General features: G+C 68.8%; 15 protein-coding genes. 5 read left to right on the forward strand and 10 right to left on the reverse strand.

The features are described from left to right. Position 1 precedes the first annotated feature (1 nt). Complete coding sequence (locus MC375_RS01200; protein ID WP_242101455.1) at positions 2-1,120, reverse strand: efflux RND transporter periplasmic adaptor subunit; 1,119 nt, start codon at positions 1,118-1,120, stop codon at positions 2-4. 87 nt (positions 1,121-1,207) lie between these two features. Between MC375_RS01200 and MC375_RS01205 the strand changes: the two genes are divergently transcribed. The 3 genes from MC375_RS01205 to MC375_RS01215 all read left to right on the forward strand — a co-directional run bounded on the left by MC375_RS01205 (position 1,208) and on the right by MC375_RS01215 (position 4,121). Beyond that, on the forward strand, positions 1,208-1,870 hold the full coding sequence (locus MC375_RS01205) for a TetR/AcrR family transcriptional regulator (RefSeq protein ID WP_242101456.1): 663 nt from the start codon (positions 1,208-1,210) through the stop codon (positions 1,868-1,870). 178 nt (positions 1,871-2,048) lie between these two features. After that, positions 2,049-2,708, forward strand: a complete 660-nt coding sequence (locus MC375_RS01210; RefSeq protein WP_242101457.1) for a protein-L-isoaspartate O-methyltransferase — start codon at positions 2,049-2,051, stop codon at positions 2,706-2,708. A gap of 9 nt (positions 2,709-2,717) precedes the next feature. Continuing rightward, the gene (locus MC375_RS01215) at positions 2,718-4,121 is read left to right on the forward strand and encodes a TolC family outer membrane protein (RefSeq protein ID WP_242101458.1); all 1,404 of its coding nucleotides are present in this window, start codon (positions 2,718-2,720) and stop codon (positions 4,119-4,121) included. Positions 4,122-4,139: 18 nt separating this feature from the next. On the opposite strand, the gene waaA is transcribed toward MC375_RS01215, so the two are convergent. Continuing rightward, positions 4,140-5,465 carry a lipid IV(A) 3-deoxy-D-manno-octulosonic acid transferase gene (gene waaA, locus MC375_RS01220; RefSeq protein ID WP_242101459.1) on the reverse strand — a complete coding sequence of 442 codons (1,326 nt, stop codon included), beginning with the start codon at positions 5,463-5,465 and terminating at the stop codon, positions 4,140-4,142. A 129-nt stretch (positions 5,466-5,594) separates the two neighbouring features. Here waaA and lpxL point away from each other — a divergent pair, with 129 nt between their 5' ends. Continuing rightward, positions 5,595-6,515 carry an LpxL/LpxP family Kdo(2)-lipid IV(A) lauroyl/palmitoleoyl acyltransferase gene (lpxL, locus tag MC375_RS01225; RefSeq protein ID WP_242101460.1) on the forward strand — a complete coding sequence of 307 codons (921 nt, stop codon included), beginning with the start codon at positions 5,595-5,597 and terminating at the stop codon, positions 6,513-6,515. Between the two features lie 604 nt (positions 6,516-7,119). Here lpxL and MC375_RS01230 read toward each other — a convergent pair. From MC375_RS01230 to MC375_RS01255, 6 genes are all read right to left on the reverse strand, one after another. Beyond that, positions 7,120-8,430: an O-antigen ligase gene (locus MC375_RS01230; protein WP_242101461.1), complete on the reverse strand. Its 1,311-nt coding sequence runs from the start codon at positions 8,428-8,430 to the stop codon at positions 7,120-7,122. After that, positions 8,405-9,535, reverse strand: coding sequence for a glycosyltransferase (locus MC375_RS01235; RefSeq protein ID WP_242101462.1), 1,131 nt, complete (start codon positions 9,533-9,535; stop codon positions 8,405-8,407). The genes MC375_RS01230 and MC375_RS01235 overlap by 26 nt, the downstream gene beginning before the upstream one ends. A gap of 15 nt (positions 9,536-9,550) precedes the next feature. After that, a complete protein-coding gene (locus MC375_RS01240; RefSeq protein ID WP_242101463.1) occupies positions 9,551-9,748 on the reverse strand; it encodes a zinc-finger domain-containing protein in 198 nt (65 codons plus the stop codon). 91 nt (positions 9,749-9,839) lie between these two features. Further along, positions 9,840-10,550 carry a pirin family protein gene (locus tag MC375_RS01245; protein ID WP_242101464.1) on the reverse strand — a complete coding sequence of 237 codons (711 nt, stop codon included), beginning with the start codon at positions 10,548-10,550 and terminating at the stop codon, positions 9,840-9,842. Positions 10,551-10,647: 97 nt separating this feature from the next. Beyond that, entirely contained in the window at positions 10,648-11,217 is a 570-nt protein-coding gene (locus tag MC375_RS01250; RefSeq protein WP_242102920.1) for a YceI family protein, read from the reverse strand. Positions 11,218-11,255: 38 nt separating this feature from the next. Further along, complete coding sequence (locus MC375_RS01255; RefSeq protein WP_242101465.1) at positions 11,256-11,870, reverse strand: malonic semialdehyde reductase; 615 nt, start codon at positions 11,868-11,870, stop codon at positions 11,256-11,258. A gap of 100 nt (positions 11,871-11,970) precedes the next feature. On the opposite strand from MC375_RS01255, the gene MC375_RS01260 reads away from it, so the two are divergent. Further along, entirely contained in the window at positions 11,971-12,948 is a 978-nt protein-coding gene (locus tag MC375_RS01260; RefSeq protein WP_242101466.1) for a mitochondrial fission ELM1 family protein, read from the forward strand. 49 nt (positions 12,949-12,997) lie between these two features. Here MC375_RS01260 and glnE read toward each other — a convergent pair whose 3' ends face one another. Both glnE and MC375_RS01270 read right to left on the reverse strand, forming a co-directional pair. Continuing rightward, a complete protein-coding gene (gene glnE / locus MC375_RS01265) occupies positions 12,998-15,784 on the reverse strand; it encodes a bifunctional [glutamate--ammonia ligase]-adenylyl-L-tyrosine phosphorylase/[glutamate--ammonia-ligase] adenylyltransferase (RefSeq protein WP_242101467.1) in 2,787 nt (928 codons plus the stop codon). An 83-nt stretch (positions 15,785-15,867) separates the two neighbouring features. After that, positions 15,868-17,322 carry a S8 family serine peptidase gene (locus tag MC375_RS01270; RefSeq protein ID WP_277929264.1) on the reverse strand — a complete coding sequence of 485 codons (1,455 nt, stop codon included), beginning with the start codon at positions 17,320-17,322 and terminating at the stop codon, positions 15,868-15,870. Positions 17,323-17,430: the final 108 nt, after the last annotated feature.

Consider the following 17,430-nt stretch of genomic DNA (forward strand, 5'->3'; position numbering starts at 1 on the left):
TTCAGTCCTTGGCGGCGATGCGCGGCGCCGGCGGCAGCACCGGCCTGTTCTGGCGATCGACCGGCTCGACGCGTTGGCCTTCGCGCAGCAGGTGGCCGCCGGCAACGACCACCCAGGCATCGGCGTCGAGGCCATCGAGCACGGGCACGCGATCCTCGGCATACGGGCCTAGTTTCACCGCGCGCGAGGTGAGCTTGCGGGTTGCCGGGTCGACCACCCACAGCGCGGTTGCGCCGTTCGCGCCGCGCTGGATCGCCGAGAGCGGCACGCTGGGCGCCGCCCGGTGGCCGTCCTGTTGCACATACACGCGTGCGCTCTGGCCAAGCTCGACCGCACGTGCCGACTCGGGCGGCAGGGCGACCCGCGCGGCATAGGTACGTGCCTGCGGGTCGGCGGCGGGTGCGATCTCGCGGATCGTGCCCGGCAGGCGCTGCCCCGGCGCGCTCCACAGTTCGACCAGCACCGGTTGCCCGACCCGGAAGTCGCGGATCCGCGCCTCGGACAGGGCGATGGCGACTTCCCGGCCGGTGTCGCCCGAAAAGGTGAAGATGGTCTGGCCTGCGCCGACGACCTGTCCGGCCTCGGCCTGGCGCGACGCGATTACGCCATCGTGCGGCGCGCGCAGCTGCGCGTAGCCGGCCTGGTTGCGGGCGACATCCAGGTTGGCGCGTGCGGCGTTGGCCTGTCCAGCTGCTGCCTTGTAGGCGGTGTTGGCCTGGTCGTAGGCCGAGCGGCTGATCAACTGGTCGGCGAGCAAGGCCTGGTAGCGCGCGCGGTCCGCGGCGGTGCGCTGCAGCTCGGCCTCGGCCGCCGCTGCCTGGGCCTGCGCGGCCTGCGCCTGCAGGCGCAGGTCGTCCGGATCGAGCTCGGCCAGGATCTGGCCGCGCCTGACCACGTCGCCCACATCGACCAGGCGCCGCACCAGGTTGCCGCCGACGCGAAAGGACAGCGCGCTCTCCTCGCGTGCCCGCACTTCGCCCGCGTAGGCGATGGTGGCCGCATCGGTCCCGCCTTGCGGGCGCGCGACCAGCACCGGCCGGGGGCCAGGATCGGCCGCATCATCATTGCCGCATCCTGCCAGCACACCGAGCAGCAGCGTCGCGGCGGCTAGCGTTCCCATTCGAATGTGCGTGCGCATGCTGCCAGCTCATTAATAAACTGACGGGTATACTATAAATATCAAACCGATTGGTCTAGTATTTGTCGCATGACCCTGCCTGCCGCCATCGCCAAGACCGCCAAGGGCAAGCCCGGCGCCCCCGGCCGCCCCAAGGATCTGAGCAAGGGCGCGGCGATCCTGGAGGCTGCGAAGCGACTGTTCCTGGAACAGGGCTATGAGGGGGTGAGCATGGATCAGATCGCGGCCGATGCCGGGGTATCCAAGCTCACGGTCTACAGCCACTTCGGCGACAAGGAGGCGTTGTTCGGCGAAGCCGTCAAGGCCTACTGCGAACAGCAGCTGCCGAGCGCGCTGTTCACCGACTGCGCCGGGCTGCCGGTGCGCGACTGCCTGCTCGAGATCGGCCATGCCTTCGTGGCCATGGTGATGTCGCCCGGGGCCGTAGCCGGTCACCGGATCATGTGCACTCCGCAGATGGCCGCTTCCCCCGTGCCGCAGATGTTCTGGGACGCGGGGCCTAGACGCGTGCAGAAGAATTTCGCCGAATTGCTGGCCCACAAGGTCGAAGCCGGAGAGCTGGCGATCGACGACGTGGCCCGGGCGGCTTCGCAGTTCTTCGTCCTGCTCAAGGGCGATCTGCATGCGCAGCAGGTATTCGGCTGCGGCGCCGCCGCGGGCGATGCGCGGACGCTGCAGCGCCATGTCGCCGAAACGGTCGACATGTTCCTGCGCGCCTATGCGGTGCGTTGAGCAGCGGCGCCCCGGGCGGTGACTTCCGGCAGGCTGACTTTTGGCACTCAGTGCTGGTGTGCTAGTACAGCCATGCTGTCGCCGCGGATCGTGCCCGTACCCGGCGAAGACCGCACCCGTTCGAACGCAAGGGCCGGCCGCTAGAATTGCCCCCCTTGCGATCCCTGAAGAGCCCCGAATGAACGCCGCCCTGGACTTCGCCAAAGCCCGCGAACTGATGGTCGAACAGCAAGTGCGTCCCTGGGACGTGCTGGACGTACGCGTGCTCGACGTGCTGGCCGCGCTCCCGCGCGAAGCCTTCGTGCCACCGGCCTACCGCGACCTGGCGTACTCCGACATGGAATTGCCGCTGGCCCACGGCGAACGCAGCCACAAGCCGGTATTCGAAGGTCGCGCGCTGCAGGCCCTGGCGCTGGAACCGGGCGATTCGGTGCTCGAGATCGGCACCGGCTGCGGCTACCTGACCGCCTGCCTGGCGCGGCTGTCGCGCGAGGTGACCAGCCTGGAACGCCATGCCGACCTCGCCGACGCGGCGCGCGCCGCACTCGATGCGCAGCGCATCGCCAATGTCCGGGTCGAAACCGCCGATGCATTCGCCTGGGACAGCGAGCGCCGCTTCGACGCGATCTGTGTCGGCGGCGCCGTCGACAGCATCCCGGGCCGCTTCGTGCAATGGCTCAAGCCCGACGGCCGGATGTTCGTCGTGCGCGGACGCCGCCCGGCGATGGAAGCGGTGCTGCTGCGCAACCAGGTCAACGCTCCGCGCATCGATTCGTTGTTCGAAACCGATCTGCCCTACCTGGCCGGCGCCGCGCCGGCGCCCGAATTCAAGCTCTAAGGACTCCCCATGATCCGTCGCCCGCTCGTGTTCGCCCTCGCCCTGGCCATGCTGCCTGCCAGCGCCTTCGCCGAAGACCTGCTGCAGACCTACGAGCTGGCGCGCACCGGCGACCCGCAGCTTTCCGCCGCGGAATCCGATCGCCTGGCCACCAAGGAAGGCGCGGTGCAGGCGCGCGCGGCGATGCTGCCGCAGATCAACGGCAGCGCGACGCTGAGCCGTTCGTTTCCGGTCGATCAGTCGGTCTCCGTCGACCACGACAACAATCCGGTTACTCCGGACCAGGTCATCGACATCGAGGGCTCGACCTCGCGCACCTTCGGCGTGAACGCCGACCAGATGGTGTTCGACTTCGGGCGCATCAACACCCTGCGCAGCGAGCGCGCGGTCAGCCGCTCGGCCGACTTCCAGCTCGAATCCGCCGGCGACGACCTGGTGACCCGCACCTCGCAGGCCTATTTCAACGTGCTCGTGGCCATCGAAACCCTGGCGGCGGCCGAGGCGCAGGAGACCGCGCTGAAGAAGCAGTTCGACTTCGCCGACAAGCGCCTGGAAGTGGGCCTGGCGCCGATCACCGACGTGCACGAGGCGCGCGCCCAGTACGACGCCGCGCGGGCGAGCACGATCGTCACCCGCAATGCACTCGAGGACGCGTACCAGGCGCTGACCGAGATCACCGGCCAGCCGATCGCCAACCTCAAGGCGCTGCCCCAGGACTTCCAGCCCAGCCTGCCCAGCAGCCAGGGCGTGGACGAGTGGATCGCCGCGGCGATCGAGAACAATCCCGATCTCAAGGCGCAGGAGTACCTGCTGCAATCGTCCGAGGCCAACATCCAGACCGCGCGCGCCGGCCACCTGCCGACGCTCTATCTCGGTGCCGACTACTCCGACTCCAAGACCATCAGCGGCAACGAGTTCAGCACCGATGGTTCGGACGGCACCCGCGGCGGCACCCTGGGCCTGACCCTGAGCGTGCCGATCTTCTCCGGTGGGGCCACCTCGTCGCGCGTCCGCCAGGCGATCGCCCAGCGCGACGTCACCCAGGACCAGCTCGAGCAGACCCGGCGCGCGCTGGTGCGCAATACGCGAAATTCCTACCAGACCCTGGTCGCCGGCATCAGCGAAGTCGAGGCGCGCCGCTCCGCGGTGACCTCGGCCCGCGCCGCCTACGAGGCCTCGCAGGTGGGACTGGAAGTGGGCACGCGCACCGTGCTCGACGTGCTGGTCAACCAGCAGACCCTGTTCAACGCCGAGCGCGAATACGCGCTGGCGCGCTACAACTTCCTGCAGAACCGGCTGTTGCTGGAACAGGCTGCCGGTTCGCTGGATGTCGAGGACGTGCAGGACGTCAACCGGTTGCTGACCGTGGATGCAAGCACGCGCGATCTCAACGGCGCAGCCACCACGCAGTAGTAACCGGGACGGAGCCCATCAAGCGCGCTTGATTGGCTCCGTCCCTTCCCCCGGCAGGTCCTGCGCGATCGCCGCCAGCGTGCGCTGCAGCGCGCCGCGACCCTGTTCCACCAGCGCCCTGCCCGCGGCTGTCATCGCTACGCGCGCTGAATCGTCTTCCAGCAGGGCTTCGATGCACGCGGCCACTGCTTCGCCATCCTCGCCGACGCACAGCGCGTTGACGGCAGTCATCTGCCGCGCGATCTCGCTGAAATTATGGAGGTGCGGTCCGGTGACCACGGCGCAGCCGGCAGCGGCAGGCTCGAGCAGGTTGTGCCCGCCGATCGGCTGCAGGCTGCCACCGACGAAGGCCACCTGTGCGCAGTGGTAAAAGACGCTCAGCTCGCCGAGCGTGTCGATCACGAACACATCGTCATCCGCACCGGGCGTATGGGTGAGGGTGCGCGTGGCGACCTGCCAGCCCGAGTCGATCGCCTGCTGGATGACCGGGCGGAAGCGTTCGGGATGGCGCGGGGCCCACAGCAGCAACAGGTCAGGCCAGTGCCGGCGCAGCCGGCGATGGATCGCCATCACCGAAGCCTCTTCCTCGGCATGGGTGCTGGCCGCGATCCACACCTTGCGGCCGCCGATGCGGCGGCAGATCTCGCGCGCGGTGTCGCCGACATTCGCGGCGTCCAGGATGTCGTACTTGAGGTTGCCGGTGACTAGCGGAGGCAGCGCGCCCAGGCGCTGGAAACGTTCGGCATCGCCCTGCGACTGAGCCAGGACCGCGCGCAGCGTGCGCAGTGCGCGACCCAGCAGTGCACGCAGGAAGCGGTAGCCGCGCAGCGAGCGTTCGGAAAGGCGGCCATTGACGATGTAGGCCGGAATGCCCTGGTCGCGCAGGCCGAACAACAGGTTCGGCCACAGTTCGGTTTCCATGATCAGCGCGATCCGCGGCCGGTAGTGCGCCAGGAAACGCTGCACCATGCCCGGCAGGTCGTAGGGCAGGTAGACGTGCTCGACCCGATCGCCCCAGAGCGCGCGCACCCGCGCCGATCCGGTGGGGGTGATGGTAGTGACCAGCAGCCGGCGTCGCGTCCGGCTGTTTGGAAGGACGCTGTCGAGCAGCGCGTTGACCAGCGGCGCAGCGGCGTTGACTTCGCCCACCGACACCGCGTGCACCCAGACCGTCTCCGGATGTGGCGCATCGCGATAGGCCGCGTAGCGTTCGTTCCAGCGCTGGAAATAATCCGTCTGGCGGAAGCCACGCCAGATCAGGTGATACACCGTCACCGGCACCAGCACGTACAGCGCGGCCGAATACAGGCCGCGCAGCGTCCGCTCGGTCAGCGTGGCCTGCATACGGACAAGGATAGCGGAGCGTCCTGCACAGGGTTGCGGCGCCGGTCCGGACCTGGCCGACGCATCAGGCTCGATCGGAGCGCGACTGCGCTGCACGGGCGCAGACCGCCCGGCGGCTAGAATTCCGCAATGCCGCCTGAGCCGTCATCCTCCCGTCCGCCCGTATCCCCGCGCGACTGGCCCACCTGGATCGGAATTGGCGCCATGGCGCTGCTCGCACGCGTGCCCTGGCCACTGCAGCGCGCGATGGGGCGCGCCCTGGGCGATGCGTTGCGGCTCGTTCTGGCGCAGCGGCGGCGCATCGCCGCGCGCAATCTCGAGCTGTGCTTTCCCGAAGAGGATGCAACTGAACGCGCCCGGTTGCTGCGCGCGCACTTCGCAGCGTTGGGCATCGGTGTGTTCGAGTTCGCGCGCGCGTGGTGGGGCTCGGTAGGCCCGCTGCGACGCGGGATCGAAGTCGAAGGCCTGGAGCATATCCAGGCCGCACGCGAAGGCGGGCGCGGCGTCATCGTGGTCTCCGGCCACTTCACCACCCTGGAGGTCTGCGGCCGGCTGATGTGCGACTACGTGCCGCTGGCCGGGATGTACCGTCCGCATGCGCAACCGGCCATGGAATGGGCGGTGCGCCGTGGCCGGGCGCGCTACGCAGCCGTCATGTTCCCCAAGCAGGACGTGCGCGGCGCGGTCCGGCATCTCAAGCGTGGCGGCCTGCTGTGGTACGCGCCGGACCAGGATCCGAGCCGCGGCGACGCGGTCTTCGTCCCGTTCTTCGGCCAGCCCGCGCACAGCCTGACATCGACCCATGCCCTGGCGCGGATGTCCGGCGCGGCGGTGCTGCTGTTCCAGCATGCGCGTCGTGCGGACGGAAGCTATGCGCTCAGGCTGTCGCCGATGCTTGCGGATTTCCCCTCCACCGATGCCACTGCCGACACCGCGCGGGTCATGGCGGGTATCGAAACCATGGCGCGGGCCGCACCCGAGCAGTACCTGTGGATCCACCGGCGCTTCAAGCGCACGCCGGACGGGCAGTCGCCATACGGGCGCAGCTAGGCCCTATCCAGGTTCTCGAATCCGCCTTTCGAGCCTAGAGCTTTCGCCTGAAGGCGACCTACTTTCTTTGCTGGTGCACTGCGCCGAAGGCGCGAACGGCGAAGCCGGCCCGAAGGGCGAGCACCGCAGGTGCGAGTAAAGAAAGTAGGCAAAGAAAGCACCTTCCTCGACAGATCGCTCAAGGCGTATGGGTGGCGAAGCAATTTTCGGACTCGGCATCCCTGCCTCGATCCGAAAACGGCGGCCATCCATGGCCGCCGCCCCTCCGGGGTTTCCGGGGCTGGTGGCTTCTGCAGGTCTGCGAAAGTCAAAGGCGTGGGTAAGCCGAATTGCCAGATGATCTGCTGCCGACAGGTCGACCTCCGTCTTTGACCTTCTCGACACTGCACATGCAATCCGCATCCGGACACCCGGAGGGCGGCCGGCATGGATGCCGGCCGTTTTCGGACCGAGCCATGGATGGCGAGTCCGAAAATGGCGACGGCACCGCATCTCCCCTGAGCGGGGTTGATTTCACGAGCAGGTGCTTTCTTTGGTTACTTTCTTTGCACCAGCAAAGAAAGTAACTCGCCGCTAGGCGAAAGCTCTGCTACTAAGAGTGAAACTATCGCTCTCGCGCCAGCAGGCTGCCCGCATACAACGCAGCCAGCATCAGAGTCAGCCCGCCCCAGAACGTGGAATAGAACGCCAGATGGGTGTTGAACGGAAACACCGTCACCACCAGTGCCAGCATCGCCGGTCGCGCCCGTTCGCGGGCCGCGGCGCTCGCATAGCGCCAGGCGCGCCAGGCCATGGCGGCGCCGGCCAGCCACAGCAACAGCCCGATCGCCCCGGTTTCGCTCAGGATCTCCAGCAGGATCTGGTGGGCGTGCAGCGCCGGACCCGAGCCCCAGGCCGCCGGCATTTCAGGCTCCGGGTCGCAGGCGCCGAACTGCTCGCGAAAGCCGCGCGCACCTACACCGTTGAGCGGGTGCTGGCGCGCCATGCACGTGGCCGCGCCCCAGATGCGCGCCCGCCCGGAGAGCGCCACGTCGACGCCTTCCTGATCGGCGGTCACCGCCTGGGTGGTGCGTTCGATGCGGTCGCGGACCTGCGGCGAGAACACCACCAATGCCGCCATCACGACCGCGCCGAAAGCGAACACCCCCAGCAGCTTCTTCCATCCCAGCAGGCGCCAGCCGGAAAGCAGCAGAACCAGGCCGTAGGTGATCCATGACGCGCGCGAACCGGCCATCAGCACGACCAAGCCCACCGCCGCTGACGCGACGATCCAGCCGATGGCGCCGAAGCGACGCGCCGCCGCGTACAGCGCGAACGGCGCCAGGCTGGCCAGCACCAAGCCGAGCTTGAGGTTGCACGGCCCGAGCACGCCGCTGAGGCGGTCCTGGGCCAGGTTCTGCACCGGACACATGCCATGCCCGCTAATCGCGTGCTTGATGCGGTCGATGCCGGAGAACAGCGGGCTGGCGCCGAACCCGGCCTGCAGCAGCGCATCGATCGTCCATATGCCCACGATCACGCCCAGGCCCACGAATGTGATCCGGCGCGCCCGGTCGCCTGCAACCGCGGCAGCCACCAGCCACAGGAACGGCAGGTAGCGCAGGTCCACCAGCGATTCCTTGAGCGCGCGCGCTTGATCCGCTGCATCCACCGCCGAGAACAGTTCCGGCAGCCAGTAGGCGAAGAACAGCACACTGGTCAAGGCCCACGCCGGTCCGCTGAGCAGCTGCATTCCGCCACGAAAACGCGCGAGCAGCAGCTTCACGATTGCCGCCAGCGCACCGAGCACCATCACGCCTTCGGCATAGCCGGGGGCAGGCCACAACGCAACGAAGGCGAGTACCCACCACGGCGCCCAGCGCCAGCCGTGCGCTTGCGCGTGCGTGGGATCAGGATTGGCTGTGAGCGTCGACAAGTTCGCGATACACCGCAAGCGTGGCCTGCTGCATCGCCTGCAGCGTGTAAGGCATGGTAGCCGGAGGCGCCGGCGGTTGCGCGAGCAGATGCCGCGCGCGGTCCGCCAGCGCTGTGGCGTCGAACGCAGCGACGGCGCCCTGCGGCTGCAGCTCGCGCAACAGCTCGCCCACCCCGCCATGGTCCCAGCCCAGTACCGGTCGGCCCACCGACAGCGCTTCGATCACCGTGCGCCCGAAGGCTTCGGGTTTGCGCGAGAGCTGCAGCACCAGGTCGCTGGCGGCATAGGCCTGGGCCATCTCCGCACTCGGCGCGGTGATCGCAACCATACCGGAAACACCCCTCCTCAACGCCTCCCTTTCGAGTTCGGCCACGTACGCTGCGCGGTCCGGATCGCGCGCGCCGGGCATCCACAGGCGGGCATCGAGTCCGCCTTCTCGCAGCGCCTGCAGCAGCGCCAGCGCATCGGCATGACCCTTGAGCCGGGTGCCGCGTCCGGCCAGCAACAGCAGCGGACCGTCACCGCCAAGCTGGGGAATCTGTGCCGCCAGCTGCGCGCGTGCGCCAGGATCCCGCGGCGCCGCGCGCGGAAACGCTGCAGGATCGATTCCGCGCGCGATTACCCGCAAGCGGCGCGGATCGGTCGCCGGATAATGGCGCCCGACATAGTCGCGGACCGTGTTCGAAACGCAGATCACGCGCTCGCCGCGGGTCATGATGGCGCTGTAGCGCGAGGGCGAATTGAGCCCGTGCACCGTGGTGACGAAGTGCGGGCGATGCCCGGACGGTATGCCCTGCAGCGCGCGCCAGCCGATCCAGGCCGGCAGGCGCGAGCGCGCGTGGACGACATCGGCGGCCGAGTCGCGCAGGAGCCGACGCAGCATGGGGACGCGGCGCAAGGTCAGCAGCGATTTGCGTCCGATATCGAGTTCCACGTGTTCCGCGCCAAGCTCATGCAGCTGCGGCACGAGCCGGCCACCGGCCGACACGACCACGGCGCGATGCCCGGCGCCCACCAGCGCCGCGGCGATTTCGAGGGCGGAACGCTCGACCCCGCCGGTCTCCAGCGCGGGCAGCAGCTGCACGACGGTCAGCGGACGCGTCATGCCGCGGGCCGGGCTTCAGTCGACCAGGACGAAGTGCGCGCCGCAGTAGGGGCAGTCGGACTGGCCGCCCTCGTTCTCGATCGCCAGGTACACCCGCGGATGCGAATTCCACAGCGCCATCGACGGCAGCGGGCAGCTCAGCGGCAGATCGCTGCGATGCACCTCGTACTGCTTCTGCGCATTGGCCTGGGTCGGGGTCTGGCTGGCGGTCATGGGCGGCGCCTGGATCGGATGCGCGCAGTTTAGCGCGCGCCGTAAACCACACAGCAGTGCTGCCGGACCAGATCGCGCCGAAGCGGCGCTGCTACAAGGGCAGGTCGAACAACAGGATGTCGGCGTCCGGTCCGGCCACGCCCTGCAGCGTGAGCCCCGCCGCTTCGTTCACGAAGCCCAGCGCATCGCCCGCCTGCAGCCGCCGGCCGTCGACGTCGACCTCACCCTGCGCGACGTGCAGCCAGTAGCGCCGTTCGGGATCGATCACCGCGGCGACCCGGTCGCCGGCACCCAGCTGCACGCCGCGCAGCCAGGCCTGCTGCCGGATCGCGATGCTGCCATCGCCGCCGTCGGGCGAGGCCAGGGTCACCCAGCGTCCGCGCCTGTCCCTCGCATCGAATGCGCGTTGGTCGTAGTCCGGCGCAGCGTTGACCCGATCGGGCTGGATCCAGATCTGCAGGAAGTGGACCGGCTCGGATTGCGAGGCGTTGAACTCGCTGTGCTCGATGCCATGGCCCGCACTCATCCATTGCAGCTCGCCCGGGTGCAGCACCCCCTTGCCGCCGTGGCTGTCCTCGTGCGCGAGCGCACCGGACAGCACATAGCTGAGGATCTCCATATTGGCGTGGCTGTGCGGCGGAAAACCCGCCCCCGGCGCGACCCGGTCCTCATTGATGACGCGCAGCGGACCGAAACCCATCCATTGCGGGTCGTGATAGTGGCCGAACGAGAATGTGTGCCGGCTGTCGAGCCAGCCGGCACTCACCTGTCCGCGCTGCGCAGATCTGCGTTCGATGATCATGGACTTCATCTTGGGAGCGGCCCTGGCCGCGATGCGCCTGATCTTCTACCCGGCGCGGGCGGCATTCACGGCCAGGGCCGCTCCCTCATAAATGGTCTTATTCGGCCTTCGGCACCATCGCCTCGGTGGTGATGCGCAGCGCCACTTCGTCGCTGACGTTGGGTGCGTACTTGCCCAGACCGAAATCGCTGCGCTTGACCGTGGCGGTGGCATCGAAACCGATCGCCGCGCGCTTGCCCATCGGGTGCTCGGCCGCATTGTTCAGGGTGACATCCAGCACCACCGGCTTGGTGATGCCCTTGACGGTGAGATCGCCGGTCACCTTCAGCTTGCCCTCGCCGGCGGCTTCGACCGCAGTGCTCTTGAACGTGGCGTCCGGGTACTGCGCCGCGTCGAACCAGTCCGCGCTGGTCAGGTGATCGTAGAAGTCCTCGGCCAGTGCGCTGAGGCCCTTCAGCGGCAGAGTGACCTGCACGCTCGAGGCGCCCACATTCTCCGCGTCGTAGACGATCGTGCCATCGGCCTGGCCGAAGTTGACGGTGGGACGCGAGAAGCCGAAATGGGTCCAGGAAGCGAGGACATTGGTGTGGTTGGGATCGATCTTGTAGCTGACCGGAGCCGCGAACGCGACGCCCGTGAAGGCGAACAGGGCGGTGACGAGCAACAACTTGCGCACGGAAACTCTCCTTGTGGACAGGGAATGGGTCACTCGATGCGGCAGGCTTCGTCGAAGCCCAGCCGCGGCGAGCGCGGGAAGATGCTGGCCGGGTCGCCCTTGCCGAGGTTGACCAGGAAATTGGAGCGGATCGACGTGCCCTGGAAAAAGGCCGCGTCCACTTTGGCATTGTCGAACCCGGACATCGGGCCGCAGTCCAGGCCCAGCGCACGCGCCGCCAGGATCAGGTAGGCCCCCTGCAGACTGCCGTTGCGCAGGGCGATGGTGGTCAGCGCATCCTCCGGCTTGGTGTCGAACCAGCTCTTGGCGTCGGTATGCGGGAACAGCAGCGGCAGCTTGTCGTAGAAGCGGAGGTCGTAGGCGACGATCGCGGTGACCGGCGCGGCCATGGTCTTGGCGTAATTGCCTTCATCCAGCGCGGGGCCGAGCCGCTGCTTGGCCTCCTGCGAGCGCACGAACACGAAGCGCGCGGGCGTGGAATTGGCCGTGCTCGGGCCGAACTTCAGCAAATCGTAAAGCCGGTGCAGAGTGGCGTCGTCGATCTCGCCCGAGAACGCGTTGTAGGTACGCGCCTGCAGGAAGAGTTGATCGAGAGCCGGCTGATCGAGGGTGGGTTTGTCGGGCACGGTGGAGGCCTGGGTCATCCGGTTCTCGAAGGACGGCCGCGATTGCGGCGAAGTGGCGCAGTGTAAAGTTCCGCCGGTGAAGCGAACGCTGCGGCTTCGCAACGGATTGGCTACATAAGTGGAACGACCTCCGACAGGCCTGGCGCATTCCCCACGCGCATGGACGGTAAGCGACGGCCATGCCGGCAATGTGCGGCAGGCGCAGGCTCTGGTGCATGCGCTCGGGATCGCAGCCGAACGCGACATCGTGCTGCAGCCCGGATGGCTGGCGCAGCGGCTGGCGCCGCGCCGCTGGCCCGGGGCCACGCGGGCCTTCGGCCCTGCATTCGCGTCTGCATTGCAAGCGGCGCCGCAGCTGGCCGTCGGCTGTGGACGCCAGGCCGCGTTGGCCACACGCCTGCTGCGGCAGCGTGGCACGCGCGCAGTGCAGATCCTCGACCCGCGCATCCGGCCCACACACTGGGACCTAGTGGTCGTACCGGAGCACGACGGGCTGCGGGGCGACAACGTCGTCACCCTGCTCGGCAGCCTGCACCCGGTGGACGATGCCTGGCTGGCGCAGGCGCGCGCACGCTTTGCAGCAGCGTTCGCCCAGCTGCCGGCTCCACGCACCGCGGTGCTGGTCGGCGGCGCCAGCCGGCACGCACGACTCGATGCTGCGGCGCTTCCGATCCTGCTCTCGCAGCTGGATCGCGCCCTGGCGCGCGACGGCGGCAGCCTCTTGCTCACCGCATCGCGGCGCACGAATCCGGCGCTGTTCGACGCACTGCGGGAGTTCGCCTCCCGCTGGCCCGGGACTTGTTGGCTCGGTGCGGCGGACGGCGAGAATCCCTATCCCGGCCTGCTGGCATATGCGGACCGAATCGTCTGTACCGCCGATTCGGTGAACATGATCAGCGAAGCCTGCGCCACCCGCGCGCCGGTCTTCGTCTTCGATCCCGGCTCGGTCGGCGGCAGGCCGCGCCGATTCCTGGATGCGCTGCTCGCGCGCGGACGCATCCAGCCGGTCGACGCCGCGCTCAAATCATTTCCGGCCGAACCGCTCCGCGAAACCGCGCGTGTGGCCGCCGAAGTACGCCGCAGGCTAAGCCTGTAAGCGCATCGCCCGCTGCGCCGGCGGCGACATCGACCCGGCCATGCCCTCTCTAGCGTGTGCGACTGAAATCCAGCCCTGCACGCCGGACCGCAGCCGCCACCGCCTCGCGCGCGGCCGCGATGGCATCGGTCGGCGCGGTCAACCGCGGGCGGCGATCGAGCGTGCAGCGCAGGCCGGCGTCGGTGAGCACCGCATGCGCCTGGCGCAAGGAATTGGCGGTTTCGACATCCAGCAGCCGCGCCTGGCCCGCGGCGGCCAGCAAGCCAGGCGTCGCGCGCGGTTCGAGCAGAGCCGGTGCGCGCGAGGACTCGGCCAGTACCAGCGCCTGCAGCATGAATTCCAGATCCACCAACCCACCCTCGCCCTGCTTGAGATCGAAGCGCGCGGCATCGGAGCGATCGAGTTCCGCGCGCATCCTCCGGCGCATGTCGCCGACGTCGCGCAAGAGCGCGGCATGGTCGCGCACGCGCCCCAGCACCTGGCCGCGCAGGCGGCTGAAGTCGGCGCTTAGCGACCCATCGCCCGCCACGCAGCGCGCGCGCACCAGGGCCTGGTGTTCCCAGGTCCATGCGCGCTCGCGCTGATACTCGCAATAGCTTGCGAACGTGGACACCAGCAGCCCGTGCGTGCCATCCGGCCGCAGGCGCACGTCGACTTCGTAGAGCTTGCCCGCGCCGGTTTCGCTGCCCAGCAGCGCCACGATCTTCTGCGCCAGCCGCGCGAACCAGCGCGGCGCGTCCAGGGAACGTGCGCCATCCGAATGCGCCGTCGCAGCAGCGTCGTACAGGAAGACCAGGTCGAGATCGGAACCGAAGGCGAGTTCCTCGCCGCCCAGGCTGCCGTAACCGAGCACGGCGAAGCGCGCGCCCTCGATGCGGCCGTGGCTGCGTTCCACTTCCGCGGTCGCCAGCTTGAGCACGATCGCGACCACCGCATCGGCCAGCCATGCCAGCTGCCGCGCGCTGTCGGTGGCCGGCTGGCGGCCGTCGAGCGTAGCCAAGCCGATGCGGAAGCCGAGCGCCTGACGGCGCTCGTTGAGCGCCTGCAGCACGGACTCGACGTCGCCGTGCAGGCCAGCCACGGCTGCCTCGCACTCTTCGCGCAGCCCGTCGCGCCCTGGCAACTCGCCGGACACGCGCGCATCGAGCAGCTCGTCGAGCAGCAGCGGATAGGCGGCGATGCGTTCGGCCAGCAGCGCGCTGCGCGACACCGCATCGACCAGCCGCGTCAAGGCCGCCGGCTGTTCGTCCAGCAGCGCCAGGTAACTGCCACGGCGCAGGATGTTGTGCAGCAGCGCCAGCACCCGGAGCAGCGCCGCATCGGGCTGCGACGCGTCCGCTGCAGCCTGCAGCAGCGCCGGCATGACCCGATCCAGGCGCGCGCGCGCAGCGTCGGAAAGATCGCGCACGCCGGGCGCACGCGCGAAATCGCGCAGCCTGGCGTCCAGGCCGCCGGCGTCGGCGAACCCAGCCGTGGCCAGCGCGTCGCCATCGCCGCCGTTTGGCAGCGCGAACCAGTAGGCGCCGAGCGCGGCCGGTGCGCGGCTGCGGCCGCGCGGCGCCAGCAGGGCCGCAAATTCACCGGCAACGCGCGCCCGATGCAGCTCCAGTTCGCCCTGCAAGGCCTCCCAGTGGACGAAGCCCAGGCCGCGCGCCAGCCGCAGGCGGGTGAGCGCATCGGCAGGCAGCACGTGGGTCTGCTCGTCGCGCAGCACCTGCAGCCGGTTTTCGAGCCGGCGCAAAAAGCGATACGCCGCGGACAGGCTTTCAGCAACGTCGGCGTCGATCTGACGGGCGACGACCAACCCGTGCATTGCCGGCAGCAACCGGCGTTCCTGCAGCGCCGGTTCCCGTCCGCCGCGGATCAGCTGCAGCGCCTGCACCAGGAATTCGATCTCGCGGATCCCGCCCGGTCCGCGCTTGATGTCGTCGGCCAGCTCCCTGCGTGCCACTTCGGCCGCGATCGCCGCCTTCATCGCGCGCAGCCCGTCGAGCGCGCCGAAATCCAGATAGCGCCGGTAGACGAATGGCCGCAGCGTGGCCAGAAAACGTTCGCCGGCGTCGAGATCGCCCGCGACCGGACGCGCCTTCTGCCACGCGTAGCGCTCCCAGTCACGACCTTCGCGCTGGAAGTACTGCTCCATCGCGGCGAAGCTGAGCGCGATCCTGCCGGCATTGCCGAACGGCCGCAGCCGCAGGTCGACGCGATGGCTGAAGCCGTCCGCGGTCACCTCATCGAGCAACCTGGCCAGCTGCTGGCCGATGCGGGCGAAATAGTCTGGTGCCGCCAGGCTTCTGGCACCGTCGGACTCACCATCGCTCTCGTAGGCGTAGACCAGGTCGACGTCTGAGGAAAAATTCAGCTCGCCACCGCCCAGCTTGCCCAGCCCGAACACGACCAGCCGCTGGACTTCGCCTTGCGCGTTGCGGATCACGCCATGGCGCTGGGCGAAGTCGCGATCCAGCGCGTCGAGCGCGAGCTGCAGGCAGGTTTCCGCCAGCTGCGTGCTGCCGGCGAGCGTTGCGTCCACATCGTCGAGTCCGCGCACGTCGCGCCAGACCAGGCGCGCAGATGCGGCCGCCCGGTAACGGCGCAGCAGCCGCGGCCAGTCCGCACGATTGTCCGGCTCCAGCTGCGGTGCGTCCGGCCATGCGGTGTCGCCGCCTGCCAGTCGCGTCCCCAGCGTGGGTTGGCTGACGAACGTTTCGACTGCGAAATCGCTTGCAAGCGCGACCTGCTCGAATGCCTGCCGATCGACATCGACCGCCACACCCGCGGCTTGCAGCCGCTCCAGCGCCCGCTCGATCACCAGCGCCAATGCGGGCTCGACGTCCATCGCCCGATTCTGGCATGGCCTCCGGAACCGCAAACGAACACGGGCGGCCAGCGCCGCCCGTGCCGTACAACGAAACGCGACGCTTACCGGGTCGCGGCGTCCGCGTCGACCAGGCCCGCACCGAAGCCCTGGCGGCTGCCGACGTTCTGCGCGGTTTCCTTCAGCCAGGAACGCACCTCGCCCGGCGTCCAGTCCGGATGCAGGGCGCGGACCTGGGCGGCCACCGCACTCACGTGCGGCGTGGCCATCGAGGTGCCCGCCATGAAGTAGTACACCGGGACGCCCATGGGTGCGGTCTCGCGGATGCCGGCGTTCAGGATGAAGTACGCCGGATCGCTGCAGTTGCCGGGGCCGCAGTCGCCGCCAGGCGCGGCTACGTCGACAGAAGAGCCGTAGTTGGAATACGACGCAAGGGTGTCCGAACCCGGCGCGGCGACGCTTTCGCCACCCACTGCGATCAGCTGGCTGGTGCCAGTGGCCGACGTGCTCAGCACCGTGGATAGGTCCGAGGGCACGTGCGCCAGCGATCCGTTGAGGTTGTAGGCCGAGTTACCCGCCGATGCCACCAGCAGCGCGCCATTGCGGTTGGCCCACTGCGCGACCCGGTTCCAGGCCAGCCACGAGGCATTGCTGCCCTTGTCGTTGCGCAGTACGTGGCTGCCCAGGCTCATGCTGATCACCGGATAGCCGGCCTGCGTGGCCTGCATGATGGCGCTGAACAGCGGGCCGTCGAACGCGCCGACTCCCTCCACCAGGCCATCGACCGGATCGGTGTAGCGATAGCGGTCGAACACCTTGTACGCGCCGATCTTGGCATCGGGGGAAACGCCCACCACCCGGCCGCCACCGAATTTGGAGGCGATGGTGCCGGCCACGTGGGTGCCGTGGGTTTCATACGAGGCCGCGACGGGCGTGCAGCCGTCGTCCGGCGACCAGTCCGGATGCGCGTCGAAATCGATCAGGGTGGCGTAGACCGGATAGGCCGCCGAACCATCCGGTCCGACGGTGTTGCAGTAGGTGGTAGACACCGACGCATCCACCTGGCCGACGAGATCCGGGTGCGTGCCCATCACGCCGGTGTCCAGGACCGCGACGCGCGGGGTGCTGGCGGTCAGCGGCAGACGATTCCACAGGGCCGGAGCGCCCATGCGGCGCATGTCCCACTGATAGGTGGCGTAGAGATTGTCGGCGGCAGTGGGGGCGCCGTCGATCTGCGCGAGTTCCTGCTTCGCGGTTGCGGGCAACTTGAACACGTGCTCGCTGCCCACCGACAGCACCTTGCCGTCCTTCGCCATGCGCGCGGCGAATGCCGCATCGCCCTGCACGGTGGCGACGCCGACCTGCTGGAACGAACGCGTGACCTTGCCGCCATTCGCGCGGACGCGCAGCGCGGCGTCGGCAGGCAGGGTGCCGGACTTGAAGACCACCACATAGCGATTGGTGGCGGGAGCGGATGGCGTTGCAGCGTCGACCGACGCGGCAGAGAGCAACACGAGCGAACCGATTGCCGCCGCGATGGCGGTTGCGAGTTTGTGCATGCAAGACCCCTGTTGAAGTGCAGCGCGTGACGGGCGTCACGCTGACACGGAGCGTATCGCAATCCACAGATCGCGTTGCGCCACGTACTGCGGCCTTCGGTCCGGCCA

Origin of the sequence: Lysobacter sp. M2-1 (assembly GCF_022662495.1) — a bacterium.
Classification (GTDB): domain Bacteria; phylum Pseudomonadota; class Gammaproteobacteria; order Xanthomonadales; family Xanthomonadaceae; genus JAKPBU01.